Genomic DNA, 18195 nt, shown 5'->3' with positions numbered 1-18195 from the left:
TCGTCTTGTAGTGACCTTTTTGTTGTTTTTATAGCTATTCATTCTTAAACCTCTCAATCTATTTGAGTAAATAGGCTACTCTTAGATACTTCGGAATCAAATTATTGTAGTTTTTATTCTTATTTATGTTAATTAAATATTTATATACATAATATGTATTTTTCATTAGTTTACATAATAATATTATGTAAACTAAACTCTATACTTTCAATTTTTTTAATGAGAACGTATTATTATAAAAGCAACTTATTTTTAATATGTTGTGATTCGTCATAAAGGAGATTGTTATATGAATGATAAGCGATTTAAAATTGCGCATCGTGAGGCCATCATTGGGGTGATTCTTGTAATCATCAATTTTAGTATTTGGTTTGGCTTTGCTTATGGGATGGGCTCAGGAGATCCGTCTTCTTATACATATGTACTTGGTTTTCCAGAGTGGTTTTTCTATAGCTGTATTGCAGGTACTATTTTTATGGTCATCCTAATAGTTTTCGTTATTAAATTCCTCTTCAAAGATGTGCCATTTGACGATGAGGAGGGTGAACTCAAATGATACAATGGCAAGTGATTATTCCATTAGTGGTTTTTCTAGTACTTATATTTGGAATTGGAATATGGGCAAATCGCCAAGTTATGCAATCAAATTCGTTCTTGCAAGAATATTTCCTTGGCGGACGTGAAATGGGTGGTTTCTTACTTGCGATGACAATGTTGGCGACATACGGTAGCGCGGGGAGTTTTATAGGAGGACCAGGTGTTGCCTATAATACAGGACTCGGTTGGGTTCTTTTGGCTATGGCACAGTTACCAGCAGGTTATTTCGTTTTAATGATTCTCGGTAAAAAATTTGCAATTATTGCACGTAAGTATCAAGCAATAACACTAATTGATTTTTTACGTGAACGATATCAAAGTAAAACAGTTGTCATTGTATCAGCAGTTAGTATTATTTTATTCTTATTTGCATCTATGGCAGCTCAGTGGATTGGCGGGGCGCGATTAATTGAGTCATTAACAGGCTTAAACTATTCTGCTGCATTGTTTATCTTTGCAGGTGCTGTATTAATTTATGTGATTATTGGCGGTTTCCGTGCAGTAGCATTAACGGATGCAGTTCAAGGTTCTGTAATGCTCATTGGAACAATCATTTTACTTGTCGCAACGGTTATTGCTGGTGGTGGAATTTCAAATATAATGAGTGATTTAGTCGCTGAAAATCCGAATCTTGTATCTCCATATGGGGCAGATCGTAGTTTAACGCCATTATACGTATCGACATTTTGGATTTTAATTGGGATAGGTGTAATTGGCTTACCTCAAATTGCCGTTCGTGCAATGTCATATAAAAACTCAAAAGGCATGCATTTAGCCATTATTATTGGCACAATTGCACTTGCTACAATTATGTTTGGCATGCATTTAATCGGTGTACTAGCACGTCCGGTATTACCAGGCGTAGAAATAGGCGATAAAGTGATGCCTTTACTGACGCTAAAAGTATTACCACCTTACTTAGCGGGAATTGTTCTTGCTGCTCCAATGGCAGCCATTATGTCTACCGTTAATGCTTTACTTATTTTAGTAAGTTCTACGGTAGTAAAAGATATTTACTTAAACTATATAAAACCAACTGCATCAGATGCACAGATAAAAAAAGTAAGTTTCTATGTCACTACTATCATTGGTATCGCAGTTGTACTAGTAGCTCTACGCCCACCAGATTTACTTATTTGGCTGAACTTATTTGCTTTTGGTGGATTGGAATCTGTATTCCTATGGCCGGTTGTATTCGGTCTCTATTGGAAAACCGGAAACAAATACGGTGCGATTGCATCAATGATTATCGGGATTTCATCTTATATCTACATTGATCAAATAATGCCAAGTGTATTCGGTATGCATACGGTTACGTTACCGATTATTTTATCCTTAGTAGCATTTGTTGTAGTAAGTCTTGTTACGAAGGACAAAGTTAATACTGGAAAATCGATCATTTAATAGGGAAACACCAAACTTTCAATTATAAAGTTTGGTGTTTTTTTGTGGAAAAATCGGTTAATAATTTTTGTGAAATTAATTGACAGATAACTCTAACTGTTATATATTAATAAAAAATAATTAATTTGTTATATAACAGGAGGGTTTATATGGAAATGTATAGAGAAGGTTATGAAACGTACTGTCTAGCTTGTGAAAATTATGGTATGGAGTCGATGAATTTTTATCTTTACGTGAGAAACTTAACAGTAGAGCAATTAAACGCATTCAATCAACATACGAAGGGAAGCGGTGATTACGAAGTCTGATGCCATAGCAATTTTATAATAACCCTACCCGTTGCTAAAACAGGTAGGGTTTTGTTGATTTTTTATGACTTTAAGCGGAATAAATCTGAATCTTACTAAAATACAAAAAAATAATTTACATTCTAATACTTTTATGAAATACTTTAGATGAATAGACAATTAAATATTTCTTATAAGAGTGCTTATGTTCATCATAAGCTAATAGGGAAATCGGTGTAAATCCGATGCAGCCCCGCTACTGTAAGTGTGGATGAAATTGTTGCGAACCACTGGTGCATGTTAAATGCGCTGGGAAGGGACAAGAGTAAATAGATACACAAGCCAGGAGACCTGCTTTTATAATGTAGTTTCAATCTTCGAGGGGGAGATTTGGAGCATCGAAGGCCTTTTTTGTGTATAATTGTACATTTTTTTGGCATTTCGCCGTCCAAATTCTCTTTACATTGTGTAAAGGGATATTTTTTTGCCCTTTTATATATATGTTTATCCTTTTGAAGTAAAAACTCGAAATAATTCACAAAAAGATATGGGGGATTTCAACATGTACACAAGTAAATGGGTAAGAAAATGGGTAGCACCAATCGGTATGGCAAGTTTATTAGCCTTTTCACAACTACCGGGACAATTGTTGTCGACAGTAAACGCTGCAGAAAATACGTCAGCGACAGTTCAAGTACCAGCGAAAGATGTTAGTTATAAGAACGTTTTAAATTCAACAGCGGCATTTTTACTGCAACAAGTGCCTAACCCATCATTCGGTGATGAAGACTATGTAACAGATTTCGCTCGTTCTAGCATTCCAGTTCCATCTAAATACTATGAAACTTATTACAACAATCTTGTTAACGAGATTAAAAGTAAAGACGGCAAAATCTCTGAAGACGTTGGTAAGTATTCAAAAGTCATTATTGCATTAACAGCTATCAACAAAGATCCACGTAATGTTGGGGGCTATGATCTAGTTAAGTCCATGTATGATACATATTTGGCTACTGAAGAAGCAAAAAAATTAACTAATGGGAATAAATTTCATTTCTTAAACGCTATTGATACGAAAAATTATGATTTATCAAATGAAGCGAAATACGAAGAGATTACAAGAACGAAATTAGTAAATGATTTAGTAAAAGATCAATTTGAAGATGGGTCATTTGCGTGGGCTCTAGCATATGGGTCTGATAAAGATTCAACGTCTATGACGGCTACTACTTTAGCACCTTATACAAATGATGCCAAGGTAAAAGCAGCTGTTGAAAAAGCAAATGATTATTTAGGCAAAGAATTAGGTGAACAAGCTGGATTCTACTCAGAATGGGCAAAAGGTGACAGCCCTGAAACAGTATCTCAATTCATCATCAATTTATCGTCTAATCAAACAAATCCAAAGACGGATCCACGTTTCATTAAAGGTGATGGTAACTGGGCTGTTTCTAACCTAGTAAGTTTTGTAGATAGTGCTACGGGTGGATTAAAGAGCGGTTTATCACTTAAAATTCCAAACCTAATGTCATCGGAGCAAGGTTTACGTGCACTTGCTGCATATGATCGCTTTGAAAATGGAAAAAATCGTATTTATGATATGTCTGATGCTACAGAGTCTATCAAGTTCTACGCAGTAGATATTGCTGCACCTGTAGTGGATTCTATTGGTGATAGCGCAACTGTTGTTAAAGGAAAAGCTACAGCGAATGCGACTGTTTATATTTACAATAACAATAATTTACTGAACAAAGCTAAAGCGGATGCTAAAGGGAATTTCTCCGTAACAATTAAAAAGCAAGCAGCTGGAAGCAATATTATTGCAATTGCAGAAAATGCTGATGGTGTAAGAAGTAACAATGCCTCAATAGTTGTTAAAGATATTACAGCACCAGTAGTTGCAACAGCTAATATAGTTAGTGATCAAACAACAATTGTTAAAGGCAAAGCTGAAGCAGGCGCGGAAGTTACGATTTATAACGGCTCTAAGCTACTAGCTTCAACAACTGCATCTACGAAAGGCACATACTCTTTAACAATCAAAAAGCAAAAAGCTAATTCAACATTGAAAATTTATGTCACAGATGCAGCTAAAAATAAGAGTAAAGCATACACAGTAAAAGTAGCTGATAAAACCGCTCCTAAAGCACCATCAGTAAAAAAAGTAACAATTTCAACTAGTAAAGTTACAGGGACAGCTGAAAAAGGTGCAAAAGTGTATGTATTAAAAGGTAAAACGTCTATCGGTAAAGGCACTGTAAATAGTAAAGGTCAATTTACTGTTAAAATTAAAAATCAAAAGGCTAATACTAAATTGACAGTCTATGCCAAAGACAAAGCCGGAAACAAAAGTAATGCATCAAAAGTAACCGTTAAAACGAAATAATTTGAAAGAAATAGGAAGGGTGTTGGAGTTTTTCTCCAGCACCCTATTCCCATCTATAAGAAGAGGTGCGATAAATGAAAAAATTAATACCATTATGGCTAATGATGATTCTCTCATTGATCATTATTACAGGCTGTAAGATTCAATCTGTTGAAGAATATAATAATCAAACTGAGCAAGAACAAAGTGTTAAGGGAGACAGAGAGACTAAGGTAATTGTTAAAGAAGATAAAGGAGAAGAACCAACAAAGGAACAAAAAGATTCAACAATAGATTCTAAAAAGCCAAAAAACGAAGAAGATGAAAAGTCCGAAACAAAGCAAAAGGAACCAAAAAATGAAGAAGAGGTAACGCCAAAAAAAGAACCAACTAGCACACCTAAAACAGATTCAACATCAACTTCGAAAACAACTAGTAAAGATACTTCGACTAGTTCAAATAAAGAAAAGCCAGATAAGAGTCCAGCACCATCTAAGGATAGAAAACCATCAAAAGATCAAAAGCCTGACAAAGATAAAAAACCCGAAAATAATAACGTCGCACAAAAACCAAGTAAGCCTAATAAAGAAGATGAAAAGAAAAAAGAATATGTGACTATATCTATTAGTGCTGCAACTTTGTTAACACATTGGGATATGTTAAAACCTGCATTACAAAGTGAGAAATACGTACCAAAAAACGGCGTGATTTTAAAGTCTACGAAATATGAAATCTTAGACGAAGACGAAACGGTTTGGTCTATTATTAAGCGGGCTACAAAAGAACATGGTATTCATATGGAATATCAAGGAGCTGGCGACAATCAATATGGCTCTGTCTATATCGAAGGGATTAATCACCTTTATGAATTCGATGCAGGTGAACTAAGTGGTTGGATGTACTCTGTAAACGGGCAGACACCTAATTATGGTGTGAGCGCAGTTACTGTGAAAAATGGAGACAATATTCAATTTCAATATACCGTCGATTTAGGCCGTGATATAGGCAGATAATGATTAAAAGGAGTAATGAGCATCATGAAAGCATTTGAAACGTATCACCCCATTGTCCTTTTCGCATATTTTGCATCTGTCATTGGACTTTCGATGTTCTATATGCATCCAGTTTATTTATTTATTACATGTATTGGAGCTATAACATTAAGTCTATTACTGAATAAAAAATCATTTATAAGTGGTTTAAAGTTTTTCGTACCGATGTTTTTTATCGCTGCAATTATTAATCCACTTATTAGCCATAATGGGGAAATTATTCTATTTTACATAGATTATAATGCTGTAACATTAGAGGCTATTGTTTATGGATTTGCGATGTCGATTATGATCTGTTCAGTCATTTTTTGGTTTGGTTGTTATAACGTTGTAATGACATCAGATAAGTTTCTTTATTTATTCGGTAAGATATCTCCAGCACTTGCGCTGGTCATTTCATTAACATTACGCCTTGTCCCGCGCTTTAAACATCAAATTACTGTAATTTCACATGCACAAAAGACAATTGGCATGGATATTTCAGCCGGCAATCCTTGGCAAAGAGTAAAAAGCGGGATTCGCATCATATCCATTCTTATAACTTGGGCACTTGAAAATGCGATTGAGACGGCTGATTCAATGAAAGCACGTGGTTATGGCTTGAAAAACCGTTCCACATTTTCACTATTCGTTTTTGAAAAAAGAGATGTTTTTTTGCTAGGAATCATATTAACTCTTCTTTTAGCGAATATTCTCGGCAGTTACTTTGGTGTGACGACTTATTATTTTTATCCAACGTTTACTGAATTAACTTTAACTCCAATTAGCATTGGGCTTTATATTTCTTATGCTAGTTTAATAGTAATACCTATTGTAATTGAAATTCGGGAGGCAATTAAATGGCGCTCATTGAAATACAACATGTAAATTTCCAATATCCAGATAAACAAGAGAGAGTATTAGATGATATCAATTTAACAATTGAAGAAGGTGAATTTGCTGTCCTTTGTGGTACTTCTGGCTGTGGTAAAAGTACATTGTTAAAACACTTAAAAAGAGAGATAGCTCCTCATGGAGATAAATCAGGGAATATCCTTTATGCAGGAACAGCATTAGCCGATTTACCTGATCGTGTGGCAGCTTCTGAAATTGGATTTGTTATGCAAAATCCAGAAAATCAAATTGTCACTGATAAAGTGTGGCATGAGTTGTCTTTTGGTCTTGAAAATTTAGGGCTAGATACGATGACAATTCGACGTAGAGTGGCTGAAATGGCGAATTTCTTCGGTATTCAGCAGTGGTTTAGGAAAAGTACAATGGAGTTATCTGGCGGTCAAAAGCAACTGTTAAATCTTGCAGCAATTATGGCCATGCAACCAAGGTTATTGATTTTAGATGAACCGACCTCTCAGCTTGATCCAATTGCGGCTACGGAATTCATCGGTACGTTACAAAAGTTAAATAAAGAACTTGGCTTAACAATTATTCTTGTAGAACATCGCTTAGAAGAGGTTTTTCCTATAGCAGATCGCGTTGTGGTCATGGAGAAAGGTCGCATTATTTGTAATGATTCACCGCAGAACGTTGCACAACAATTAAAAGCATTCGATGCCTCTCATCCAATGATGCTAGGCTTACCTACACCAGTGCGTATTAATAATGCATTACAAATCAATGACGTTGTACCATTAACGATACGAGATGGACGAAATTGGCTAACAAAGCACTTTACTAATGAAGTACGAGCATTAGAAAGAAATTTGAGTTCAGATAATCCAACTAATGACATTGTCTTGGAAGTTAAAGAGGCATGGTTCCGTTATGAAAAGAATGCTCAAGATGTATTAAGAGGATTCTCTATGCAAGTAAGTGCTGGGGAGATTGTTAGTATTTTAGGAGGGAACGGTACAGGGAAAACAACCGCACTAGGTGTAATGTCAGGTTTATTTAAACCATATCGAGGAAAAGTCTTCATTAATGGTAAATCCATTAAAAAGTATTCAAATGGCGAATTGTATCGTAATAATTTAGCTGTATTACCACAGGACCCATTAACTCTACTCGTTGAAAAGAAAGTACAACTTGAATTCGACAACATATTAGACGTCTTAGGCATCTCAAAAGATGAGGCCAATGTACAGTTAAATGATATTATCACAACGCTTAATATCGGACATTTATTAGACAGCCATCCATATGATTTGAGCGGGGGAGAGCAACAAAAAGTTGCTTTAGCCAAAGTCTTGTTACTAAACCCTAAAATAATCCTACTAGACGAGCCTACAAAGGGCATTGATACATATTCTAAGGAAATATTCGCCGAAGTACTACAAGCCCTTAAAAAGCGTCGTGTGGCCGTTGTAATGGTTACACATGATATTGAGTTTTCAGCGCAGTATTCTGATCGTAGTGCCATGTTCTTTGATGGTAATATCGTTTCTGAGGATGAACCAAAACTGTTTTACAGTGGCAATAACTTTTATACAACTGCAGCGCATCGAATGTCGCGTCATTTATATGATTTTGCAGTGACAAGTGAGGACGTGATTTCGTTATGCAAGCACAATCAACAGCTCGAGCAGACAACTACTCCCGTAAACGTCTAATTTTCGCCAGTATCATCATCTTTGTAGTTATCCCAATCGTCATGCTTATTGGAGTGACTATCTTAAATGATCGTAAATACAATCTTATATCTATGATTATCGTATTATTAGCCTGTGTGCCATTCTTTGTTTCCTTTGAAAGAAGAAAGCCACAAGCACGAGAAATTTTAACAATAGCTGTTATGTCGGCTATTTCCGTTGCAGGTCGTGCAGCATTCATTTGGATCCCTGCTTTCAAGCCAGTGACTGCCATTACAGCTATTACTGGATTTGCATTCGGAGCGGAAGCAGGCTTTCTTACAGGCGCTACATCTGCCATAGCATCGAACATCTTTTTCGGACAAGGTCCTTGGACGCCATTTCAAATGTTTACATGGGGAATCCTTGGTTTTATCGCTGGTTTATTAGGACAAAAAGGTTGGATGAAAAGCAAAATAGCACTCATTATTTATGGGGTGTTTGCAGGTATTATGTATTCTTTCTGTATGGACATTTGGACGGTCATTTCTTATGATGGGTTGTTTTCTTGGCAAAGGTATTTAATTGCCATGTCAACAGCTATACCGTTTACAATTGTCTATGTAGTATCAAATGTCGTTTTTTTACTCGTTTTAGCCAAACCGATTGGTGAAAAATTAGAACGAATAAAAGTGAAATATGGGATGTTGAATAACTAGAAAAGAAAAAGAACTGTTTCGAAAGTCGTAAATCAAGACTTTTAAAACAGTTCTTTTTTTATACAGCTTACTTTTAAAGATGCTTTCAATTCAAAGCTCTTTATTCGTCTCCCCAGTCCGTTTCGTTATCTAAGACAGAATCAACGAATAATCGAACCTCAGGACTCTGCGTTCTTTTTTTCTGATAAAAAGGATAATATAAACATTGTTGGAATTATGTTAAAATTGCATTTATTCCAGTAAGGAGGGGTTACACGTTGGATAAAAATAAACATTCATCGGTTCTTTTAGTAGCTTTAACAAACTTATTAATCATCAGTCTAGCTCAATATTTATATGCTTTGGTGTTGATGGATAAAAATGAGGGGACCAATTTTCAACTTTTTTATATACCTTTAATTAGTGTTACTATCAATTTGCTTCTTTGGTCAAGTAGATTCAGAATCAAATTTTATCTACATTGGATTATTGTGTACATAAGTTACTTTTTTTCTATTTTCATTTTCTACATCACTAATTATATTAATGTGGATTCATTAGAGTGGGGAGATTTCCCTCCAGGTGAAGCATCCTGGGATTTGTTTTTATACGTCTTCGTGAATTCAACGTTAGAGTTAACCATTTTATTTTTTCTGAACATTGTTACTTACTTACTTTATAAAATAATCAAAAGAAGAAAAAGTGATATTTACACCTATATAAAATGATTAAGAATTAATCATCTTATATAGGTGTATTTTTTACTTATGAAACATATAAAACATAGAACTAAAAATATATTAGAATTGTGAAAGTCTTTTAAGTAGAATAAAATATACATAATATTAGACTTTATGCTAAAAAAATGAAGAAAGGGGGTCTCATAACAGTGAAGAAGCCTTTATGGAAGAATATAAGTATTTCATGCCTTGCTTTAACAGCTTTATGGACCTTATCTGATAACCATCAATTCGTTTACGCTGAAGAAAATACAATCAATGCGTTGATCTCATATAAAAACGAAGAAGGTAAGCAGAAAGTGTTAGGTGACGCTGAAGATGTCGGTGAAGTACTGGACAATGTGGAAATGGTTGAAGCATCTTTAACTGAACAACAACTGTCTGACCTAAAAAAAGATCCGAACATTGAATTTGTTGATACAAAAGAAGCACCTATGACTTTAGCTAATTTGGATACACCGCTTCAACCGTTACTAGTGCCTACTTGGAATTTAATTTTATTAAATACGCCTATAGCATGGGATAGCGGGATTTTTGGCAATAAAGTTAAAGTAGCGGTTATTGATACAGGGATTAACCTCATTGATGATTTGCCGAATGTTGTAAGAAGAGTATCCTTTGTGAGAGATTTGCCAGAAACAGTTATTAAAGAATCAGACAATGTAGATCGTGGAGGTATTAGAAATAATGGTCATGGTACATCAGTAGCTACAGTCATAGGAGCGAGAGTTGGCGGTTATTTAAAAGACCGAAAAACCACTGATGTTATTGGGGTTGCACCAAATGTCCAATTGTATTCTTTGAAATATGCGGATGGCACAACAAGTGGAACTACAACAGAGATCGTCAAATCAATTGATTGGGCAATTGCAAACAAAATGGACATTATTAATATTTCTTCTGGTTTATATATTGATGTACCAGCACTAAGAAATGCCGTTCAAAAAGCTTACAATGCAGGTATATTAATTGTTGCATCGGCTGGTAATGATGGAAATGATAGAAATGTTACATATCCTGCAAGATATAGTCAAGTGATTGCTGTATCATCTATTAGTGCTAAGCAGAAGATTAGTACGTTTTCTAATACAGGTTCATCTATGAATCTTACTGCTCCAGGGGAAGTTGTACCAACGATTAATAAAGATGGCAAATTGATTTATGCTAGCGGTACTTCATATGCAGCACCGCATGTTACAGGCATTCTCGCACTATTAAAACAGCAATATCCATTTTTATCAGCGAAAGAATTACGTGCAAAATTAGACGAACAGGCAATTGACCTTGGTATAACAGGTGTTGATAATTTATATGGGAATGGTTTAGTACATTACCCAAAAGCCGAAGAACCAGTCATTGAAGATTTGGTCGAACCTCAAATTGAAAAAGTAACGGATCATACAGCGACTGTTAGTTTTTCATTACCAAATGATACAAATGCTAAAAAAGTAGCTATTTTCTTAGATGATAAACTTGTAACATCGACTACTTCAAACAAATATACAATGAAGAAATTACAGGCTTCAAAAGATTATAAGATTACTTTAAAAGTTGTAAGTCGAGATGGAAGATCATCCAATGGCACAGACTTGCAAGTGCATACGTTAAAGGACATCACCCCACCTGCTGAGGTGACAAAATTAATAGCGTCATCAATTCAAATTAATGCAGCAACGATTAAATGGAGAAAGCCATTAACCGAAGACTTTAAACAGTCTAGAATATACGTAAATAATAAAAAAGTTGCTACGACGAAAGAATCTACATATACCATACGTAATCTGAACCCTAGTAAAACGTATAAAATCGAAGTGAAAACAGAAGACGAAGATAAAAATATATCGCAAGGAGTAGCAATTACCATTCAAACACCTGCGAAGAAAGTATTACATTCACCTTCTGTAAAAAAAGTATCTGATCGGAGTACAAATGTGAGCGGTACAGCCGTAGCAAATACGACTTTATTAATTTTTAAAGGCAATAAAAAAATAGCTCAAGCTTTTGTCCAATCAAATGGTAACTATACTGCTGCTATTAAAAAACAAGTGGCCAATAGTCAACTATCCGTCTATATTACAGATAAACAAGGCAATATGAGCAAAGTAAAAAGACTGACAGTTATTGATAAAACGGCACCAGCTAAGCCAAAAGTAAATAAAGTCACAAGTAATTCAACAATCATATCGGGTACTGCTGAACCGTTTGCAATAATCGAAATGTTTAAAGGGAAAAAGATATTGGCTAAAACTAAAGTGAAATCTTCAGGTAAATTCAATTTGAAAATTAAAAAGTTACAGAGAAATTCAACAATCTCGTTTTACGCTATTGATCGAGCACATAATCGGAGTAAAAGTACTTTAATTAATGTCCAATCATAGAAAACTATGCCTCTATATAGGTCTCTTATCCTCTTAAACCGCTTTAATTAAGTGGTTGAAAATGAAAGGGGAGGGGAGTATATATGGGGGTATATTTTTTGTTGAATATATGGACTAACGAGGTTTATAATAAATGTAAATAAAACTATTAAATGGAAGGTGATGTATATGAAAGAAAAAACGTTTCAACAAACAGTCGGCTTTAGCATTAAAGACACTGTGGCACTATATTGGCTTTATAAAACACAACAAACGGAATGTTATTCTGTTGAAATACATAAAACCTTTCAAAATGACTTCCCTGGACGCCCTGTTGGCTATGAATATGTCGCACGTATTGCTAAACAACTAGAAGCAGATGGGGCTTTAAAAGTGAGACAAGAACAAAAACGTCTATTCTATCACGCTACTGATCTAGGTATTGAAAGGTTGCATAGATACGAAAAGCTCTATTTCCAGCAATTCCATGAAATCGTACTCGTATTGGATCGTTTTTATTATGCCTTAACAAAAAACGGGGAAAAACCAGAAGCACCTAACCATCCGCTTCCAGAAGAATTTCGTGCTTATTTCTCAAAACTTATATCAGTAAAGGATATCGTACGCTATTTGGCACTTAAACTAAGTCAAACAAGATCGTCCTTTTATATGGCAGAAGTAGGTCAACAACTTGAAGATGTGTTTGGTTGGACTCCTTCAAACGGCTATTTATATCAAATCGCACGTGAAATGGAAGAAACGGATTTGCTCGTAGGCTATTGGCCTGATGAAAGACGTACTGTTCGGAAATTAAAAGGAACTGACGCTGGAACGGCATTTTACGATATCATTGCTAAATCATTAGAAGAGCGAATAACGACTACAAGGCATTATTTACGTTATATCTTGGCATTTTTCACTGTTAAAACGTAGCACCCAAATCATATTATTTACAAGGAAAGCCTAATTTTCGGGTTACAATGCCGAAAATTAGGCTTTTATTACGTCAAATTATATTGTTGGCGGTTTGGAAAATCTCTAATCGAAAAGGTTTTAGCTTCTTAATGTAAAAAGATCTGGGAGCACTTACTCCCAGATCAAAGTTTAATCAATATATTTGTTCACAAATCCCCAGACTGTATTCCAATACTTCTCTGGATCTACTTTTTCAGCTTCTCCATGACCAGCACCTGGAATAATTAATTTCTCTTTTTCAACATTTGCCGCATTATAAACTTCATCTAGCATTTCATAAGGGACAAATGTATCTTTATCGCCATGGATAAATAGCATGGGTGTTTCACTCTTCGCCACTTGTTTGACGGCAGATGCTTCTGTTAAATCATATCCTGCACGAATTTTCGTTACGGTGTTAGCCGCGTTCATAACAGGGAACTTTGGTAATTTAAACAAGTCATCAAGCTGGTATGTAAATACATCCATAACAGATGAATAACCACAATCTTCAACAATTACTTTGACATTTGAAGGTAATTTCTCGCCAGAGGTCATCATGACAGTGGCTCCTCCCATGGAAATTCCGAATAAGACGATTTCAGCTTTTGGATCTTTATCAGTAATTGTCTTGATCCATAAAAGCATGTCTTTTCGGTCATCCCAACCCATTCCGATGTAATCTCCATCGCTTTCTCCATGTCCACGAAGGTCTGGTGCTAATACATTGTATCCTTTTTCATGAAAATTGCGGATCCATCGAACCATTAGAGTGTTATTCGAGGTATACCCATGATCGACAATGACCCATTTATGATCCGAATTGTCATTTTCATATAAATGGCCTTTTAATGTTAGTTTATCTGAAGAAACAATACTTGTTGTAATAGGTGGATGTTTTTTTGAAAAGGCAACATCCGCTAATTCACTTTTTTTTGCTACTTCTGCTGAAACAGCTTCCGATTTTGCTAAATGCGGATTACCGGTTAAAAATTCTTTTTCCGTATTAGCATTTAAAGCGAAATTGTAAAAATAATTTCCGACTAAGCCGTAAGCAATGATTAACATGACGATAATCACTGAAGAAATAATACTGAATTTTTTCATAAGACACTTCCTTTATACTAAACTATTCATATTTTATAGTTCAAAGTATAGCATATGATTTGAAGTGGTTTTGTAACCATAGAATTTTACAAGATACCTATAAGTTATTTTATTGCCATGAGAATTCTCTCTTAATTAATGATTGAATTTTAAGACACTTCTCTTTATAATAAATGCAAGTAACATTTTCACACAATTGTATATCAGAACTCTTAGATAAGGATTAGTACATAAGGAATGCGCGGTTAGAGAGTCGGGGTTGGTGGAAACCGATACGTAGCAACTGATGGAATGGACCTTTGAGTGACTGCTTGAAAGTTGAGTATGGCAGTTCGATTGGCGAATCGTTATATCGCTTATAGTGGTAGCGTTTTTTGCTGCAATTGAGGTGGTACCGCGGAATTTCCGCCCTCCATAGAGAATAGTCTCTTTGGAGGGCTTTTTGTGTGTTACTTGAGATGAGCTGAGAAAAGGAGTTTGAGCAAATGACAGTTAAGACGAGAGAGTATGAGATGGTAACACTTCAAGGGGATATGATGACACCGATATCCATTTATCAAGCAGTGAGAGGTCGAAAGAAAATGCTTTTTGAATCGTCCGCTAAGCATGAAGAAAGTGGTCGCTATTCATTTATCGCCTTGAATCCAATCGCGGAGTTAAAAAGTACGGAAAACGGTACGGTAATATTCCAAAAAGGGCAGCAGAGTGAATTACTACGTTCTCCAATTGATGTTTTAAAAGAAATGCTGCCATTAAATACGGAGGACTATCCATTCGCCTTTTTTGGTGGAGCAATAGGCTTTATCGGTTATGAAACCGCCTTTTATTTTGAAAAAATCGGTAACTCTTTGCCAGATGAGCTAGACATGCCGAATATGCATATGCTTTTTTACGATACATTTATTATTTATGATCATTTACAACAAACGGTATCAATTGTTGCGATTGATTTGTTTAATAGTGATCGAAGCCCTGAAGACATGAAGGTAAGTATTCAAGAGATTGTGACAAGTCTACAAATGACGACTGTGTCACAGCCTGAAGAGGAAGAAGATACTTTAGAATTTAAATCATCAATGGATGAAGAGTCGTTTTGTGATATGGTCAAAACAGCTCAGGAACATATTAAGCAAGGTGATATCTTCCAAGTTGTGCTATCTCAACGTTTTTCATCACCATTTTCAGGCAATCCATTTTCTTTATATAGAAAATTACGTACATCTAATCCTTCACCGTATATGTTTTATATGGATTTTGAAGACTATATCATTTTAGGTACTTCACCTGAAAGTTTAGTAAAGGTTAAAAACAGACTTGTTACGACGAATCCGATTGCCGGAACGCGTCCTCGTGGTAAAACGGCTAAAGAAGATGCTGCACTTGCCAAAGGTTTACTTGAAGATGAAAAGGAGATTGCCGAACATCGTATGTTAGTCGATCTCGGACGCAATGATATCGGTAAACTATCCAAAATTGGCTCAGTGAAGCTACCAAAGTATATGGATATTGAATACTACAAATATGTCATGCACATCGTTTCTGAGGTGACTGGCGAGTTGAAAGACGATATGCATGTGTTAGATGTACTAGCAACCTGCTTACCCGCTGGCACTGTGTCAGGCGCACCTAAAATTCGTGCAATGCAAATTATCAATGAGTTAGAAACGATGAAACGCGGTGTATATGCCGGAGCAGTCGGCTATATCTCAATTTCTGGTGATATGGATATGGCCTTAGCTATTCGTACAATGGTTGTTCGAAACGGTCAAGCACATGTGCAAGCTGGTGCGGGTATCGTCTATAACTCTATTGCAGAAAGCGAATACGAGGAGACGCTAAATAAAGCAAAAGCGCTTTTGGAGGTGCGAAAATGATCCTACTAATCGATAATTATGACTCATTCACATACAATCTTTATCAACAAGTGAGCGCATTAGGGAAAGAAGTCCAAGTTGTGCGAAATGATGCACTGACGATAGACGAAATCCGTCATATGCAACCAGAGGCTATTATCATTTCTCCAGGACCTGGTAAGCCATCTGAAGCGGGTATTTCTGTACAGATTGTCCAAGAGCTTTATAAAGAGTTGCCTATTCTCGGTATTTGCCTAGGTCACCAATCGATTGCAGAAGCCTTTGGTGCAAATATAGTGCAGGCGCAAAATATCATGCATGGTAAATTATCTTCGGTTGATTACGAGCAAGCAGGCTTATTCTCGGCCATTCAAGGACCGCTCTCTGTTATGAGGTATCATTCACTAGTAATCGAGCCTAAAACGTTACCACAAGCCTTTAAAGTAACTGCGACGGCTGCTGATGATCACGAGATAATGGCTATTCAACACAAAATATATCCAGTCTTTGGCCTGCAATTTCACCCTGAATCCATTGGTACGCCTGAAGGGGATAGCATGATTCAAGCGTTTATTGAATCTTATAGTACCGTTCATAACGAATAACTATCCATAAAATAAGCCCAATACTCTCATTTTTAATACTGAGAGAATTGGGCTTTCATTTTACATTACATAGTACTCTTTGATTCAAAACCTTTAATTTTTATTTCACCAAATGACATGAAAAATTTATAAATCCCTAAAAGTTGGAATAAAGTGATGAGATGGGGGGATTTGATGAAAGGAAATAAGAACGTTTTTGCTATAACTTTAATTTTAATTATTGGATTCGTTTTTTGTTATATCTTCTTTAGTGGGATAGGTAAAGCTACTTTCAAAAATGAATTTTGGGAAGACGTAAATGTTGGAGCGATAAGTCAAATAGAACTTATAAGAGGTTCGGATAGTAAGCAAATCCTCTTTTCTAAAGAACATGAGATTAAAGTATTTGTAGATACTATTTCCGAAGCGAAAATAAAACAAGTAGAAGAAAGTGCTAGCAAAATAGATGAATCTTACTGGATCACGATATGGATAGCTGGGGAAAGAAAATTCGGATTACGAATTGACAATCATCACATCTTGTCTGTTTTTAATTATGAAGGTAGTGAAAATAACGCTAACCTATATGAATTGAAAGATAAATCTATTTATAAATACATTGAAAACCTATTTTAAACAGGCCTAAATACGATGAAAACCGATATAAAAATTAACTTTTCAGTTTTAGTAATCCAATATTCGATGAAAAGTATATAGTAGTTTGTATTTTCTATATTATTGCGTATAATAATTGGAAAAGGAGGGCTGGAGTTGGAAATATCAGATTATATTGAACAAGTTGATGAAAACAGACGTGAAGCGTTTCGAAAATTATTTGAAACGGTTCAAGAAAATTTACCACCAGGCTTTGAAGCAGTAATGCAGTATACAATGCCGAACTTCGTAGTACCGAAGTCAATATATCCGAATGGCTATCACTGCAGTCCAGAGGAGCCGCTACCGTTCATAGGTGTAGCTGCTCAAAAGAATCATCTTTCGTTGTATCATATGGGGATTTATGCAAAACCGGAGTTACTGGAATGGTTTGTTGCTGAATATCCGAAACATATGACTACTAAGCTCAATATGGGCAAAAGTTGCATAAGATTTTCTAATGCCAAAAAGGTACCTTATGCATTAATTGCGGAGCTTGTTAGTAAAATGACAGTAGATGATTGGATTGAATGTTACGAAAAGCAACTTACAAAAGCATAGAGGGGTGTTTTGAATGCAGACACGTATTGAAGAAATTGATGGGCTTGTTGTGAAAGGTTTAAGTATTCATCAAGGTAAAACGTCAGATATTCCCGAGAAATGGGAGGAGCTTGCGAATGTCCTTGAAGGCTATAACGTATCGCAGGATGTATCATATGGTGTTTGTATTCAAATGAATGAGGATGGCTTAGACTATGTCGCAGGTATTGACAATCACCTTCTACCAGATGAAATTACATCAGTAACTGTGAAGATTCCAAAAGGTCGTTACTTAGTCGGTAAAGTTGATGGTGGAATCGGCCAGATTCAAGAGACATTTCGAAAATTATTCAGCAATCAGGATGTTACACATCGACCATCTATGAGTTTTGAAAAATATATCGGACAAGATATACACGATATTGAAGCTTGGGTGCCAATCGTTTAAAAGTCATGCGTAGAGTATTATACTCTACGTTTTTTTATGTGATTTATTGTA

General features: G+C 35.5%; 16 protein-coding genes, 1 riboswitch and 1 other annotated feature. Of the genes, 15 read left to right on the top strand and 1 reads right to left on the bottom strand.

Going from position 1 to position 18195, the window contains the following annotated elements:
- Positions 1-289: 289 nt before the first annotated feature.
- From AC3IS5_RS11055 to AC3IS5_RS11010, 10 genes are all read left to right on the top strand, one after another.
- On the top strand, positions 290-556 hold the full coding sequence (locus tag AC3IS5_RS11055) for a YhdT family protein (RefSeq protein WP_489424458.1): 267 nt from the start codon (positions 290-292) through the stop codon (positions 554-556).
- Complete coding sequence (gene panF / locus AC3IS5_RS11050) at positions 556-2001, top strand: sodium/pantothenate symporter (RefSeq protein ID WP_489427865.1); 1446 nt, start codon at positions 556-558, stop codon at positions 1999-2001. The genes AC3IS5_RS11055 and panF overlap by 1 nt, the downstream gene beginning before the upstream one ends.
- Before the next feature lie 149 nt (positions 2002-2150).
- Entirely contained in the window at positions 2151-2309 is a 159-nt protein-coding gene (locus tag AC3IS5_RS11045; protein ID WP_053415343.1) for a hypothetical protein, read from the top strand.
- Positions 2310-2468: 159 nt separating this feature from the next.
- Positions 2469-2661: riboswitch (cobalamin riboswitch) on the top strand.
- Between the two features lie 189 nt (positions 2662-2850).
- On the top strand, positions 2851-4674 hold the full coding sequence (locus tag AC3IS5_RS11040) for an Ig-like domain-containing protein (protein ID WP_489424457.1): 1824 nt from the start codon (positions 2851-2853) through the stop codon (positions 4672-4674).
- Between the two features lie 74 nt (positions 4675-4748).
- Positions 4749-5666: a DUF4430 domain-containing protein gene (locus AC3IS5_RS11035; RefSeq protein ID WP_489424456.1), complete on the top strand. Its 918-nt coding sequence runs from the start codon at positions 4749-4751 to the stop codon at positions 5664-5666.
- Positions 5667-5690: 24 nt separating this feature from the next.
- Positions 5691-6572: an energy-coupling factor transporter transmembrane component T gene (locus AC3IS5_RS11030; protein WP_489424455.1), complete on the top strand. Its 882-nt coding sequence runs from the start codon at positions 5691-5693 to the stop codon at positions 6570-6572.
- Positions 6545-8251, top strand: a complete 1707-nt coding sequence (locus AC3IS5_RS11025; RefSeq protein ID WP_489424454.1) for an ABC transporter ATP-binding protein — start codon at positions 6545-6547, stop codon at positions 8249-8251. Before AC3IS5_RS11030 ends, AC3IS5_RS11025 begins: the two co-directional genes overlap by 28 nt.
- A complete protein-coding gene (locus AC3IS5_RS11020; protein ID WP_489424453.1) occupies positions 8200-8928 on the top strand; it encodes an ECF transporter S component in 729 nt (242 codons plus the stop codon). Before AC3IS5_RS11025 ends, AC3IS5_RS11020 begins: the two co-directional genes overlap by 52 nt.
- Positions 8929-9796: 868 nt before the next feature.
- Complete coding sequence (locus tag AC3IS5_RS11015; RefSeq protein ID WP_489424452.1) at positions 9797-12025, top strand: S8 family serine peptidase; 2229 nt, start codon at positions 9797-9799, stop codon at positions 12023-12025.
- Positions 12026-12193: 168 nt separating this feature from the next.
- The gene (locus AC3IS5_RS11010; protein WP_489424451.1) at positions 12194-12937 is read left to right on the top strand and encodes a hypothetical protein; all 744 of its coding nucleotides are present in this window, start codon (positions 12194-12196) and stop codon (positions 12935-12937) included.
- Between the two features lie 171 nt (positions 12938-13108).
- Here the strand turns inward: AC3IS5_RS11010 and AC3IS5_RS11005 are convergent, their stop codons facing one another.
- On the bottom strand, positions 13109-14065 hold the full coding sequence (locus AC3IS5_RS11005) for an alpha/beta hydrolase (protein ID WP_489424450.1): 957 nt from the start codon (positions 14063-14065) through the stop codon (positions 13109-13111).
- A 204-nt stretch (positions 14066-14269) separates the two neighbouring features.
- Positions 14270-14481: a binding site (T-box leader), on the top strand.
- A gap of 69 nt (positions 14482-14550) precedes the next feature.
- Here AC3IS5_RS11005 and trpE point away from each other — a divergent pair.
- From trpE to AC3IS5_RS10980, 5 genes are all read left to right on the top strand, one after another.
- A complete protein-coding gene (trpE, locus tag AC3IS5_RS11000) occupies positions 14551-15939 on the top strand; it encodes an anthranilate synthase component I (protein ID WP_489424449.1) in 1389 nt (462 codons plus the stop codon).
- The gene (locus AC3IS5_RS10995) at positions 15936-16523 is read left to right on the top strand and encodes an anthranilate synthase component II (RefSeq protein ID WP_489424448.1); all 588 of its coding nucleotides are present in this window, start codon (positions 15936-15938) and stop codon (positions 16521-16523) included. The genes trpE and AC3IS5_RS10995 overlap by 4 nt, the downstream gene beginning before the upstream one ends.
- A 174-nt stretch (positions 16524-16697) precedes the next feature.
- Positions 16698-17138 (top strand): hypothetical protein, encoded by a 441-nt coding sequence (locus AC3IS5_RS10990; protein WP_489424447.1) that lies wholly within the window; start codon positions 16698-16700, stop codon positions 17136-17138.
- Between the two features lie 135 nt (positions 17139-17273).
- Positions 17274-17717, top strand: a complete 444-nt coding sequence (locus AC3IS5_RS10985; RefSeq protein WP_489424446.1) for a DUF1801 domain-containing protein — start codon at positions 17274-17276, stop codon at positions 17715-17717.
- Positions 17718-17730: 13 nt separating this feature from the next.
- Positions 17731-18144, top strand: coding sequence for a GyrI-like domain-containing protein (locus AC3IS5_RS10980; protein WP_489424445.1), 414 nt, complete (start codon positions 17731-17733; stop codon positions 18142-18144).
- Positions 18145-18195: the final 51 nt, after the last annotated feature.

The organism is Viridibacillus sp. KH_047, assembly GCF_057838945.1.
This window is presented reverse-complemented; position numbering and strand designations above follow the sequence as displayed.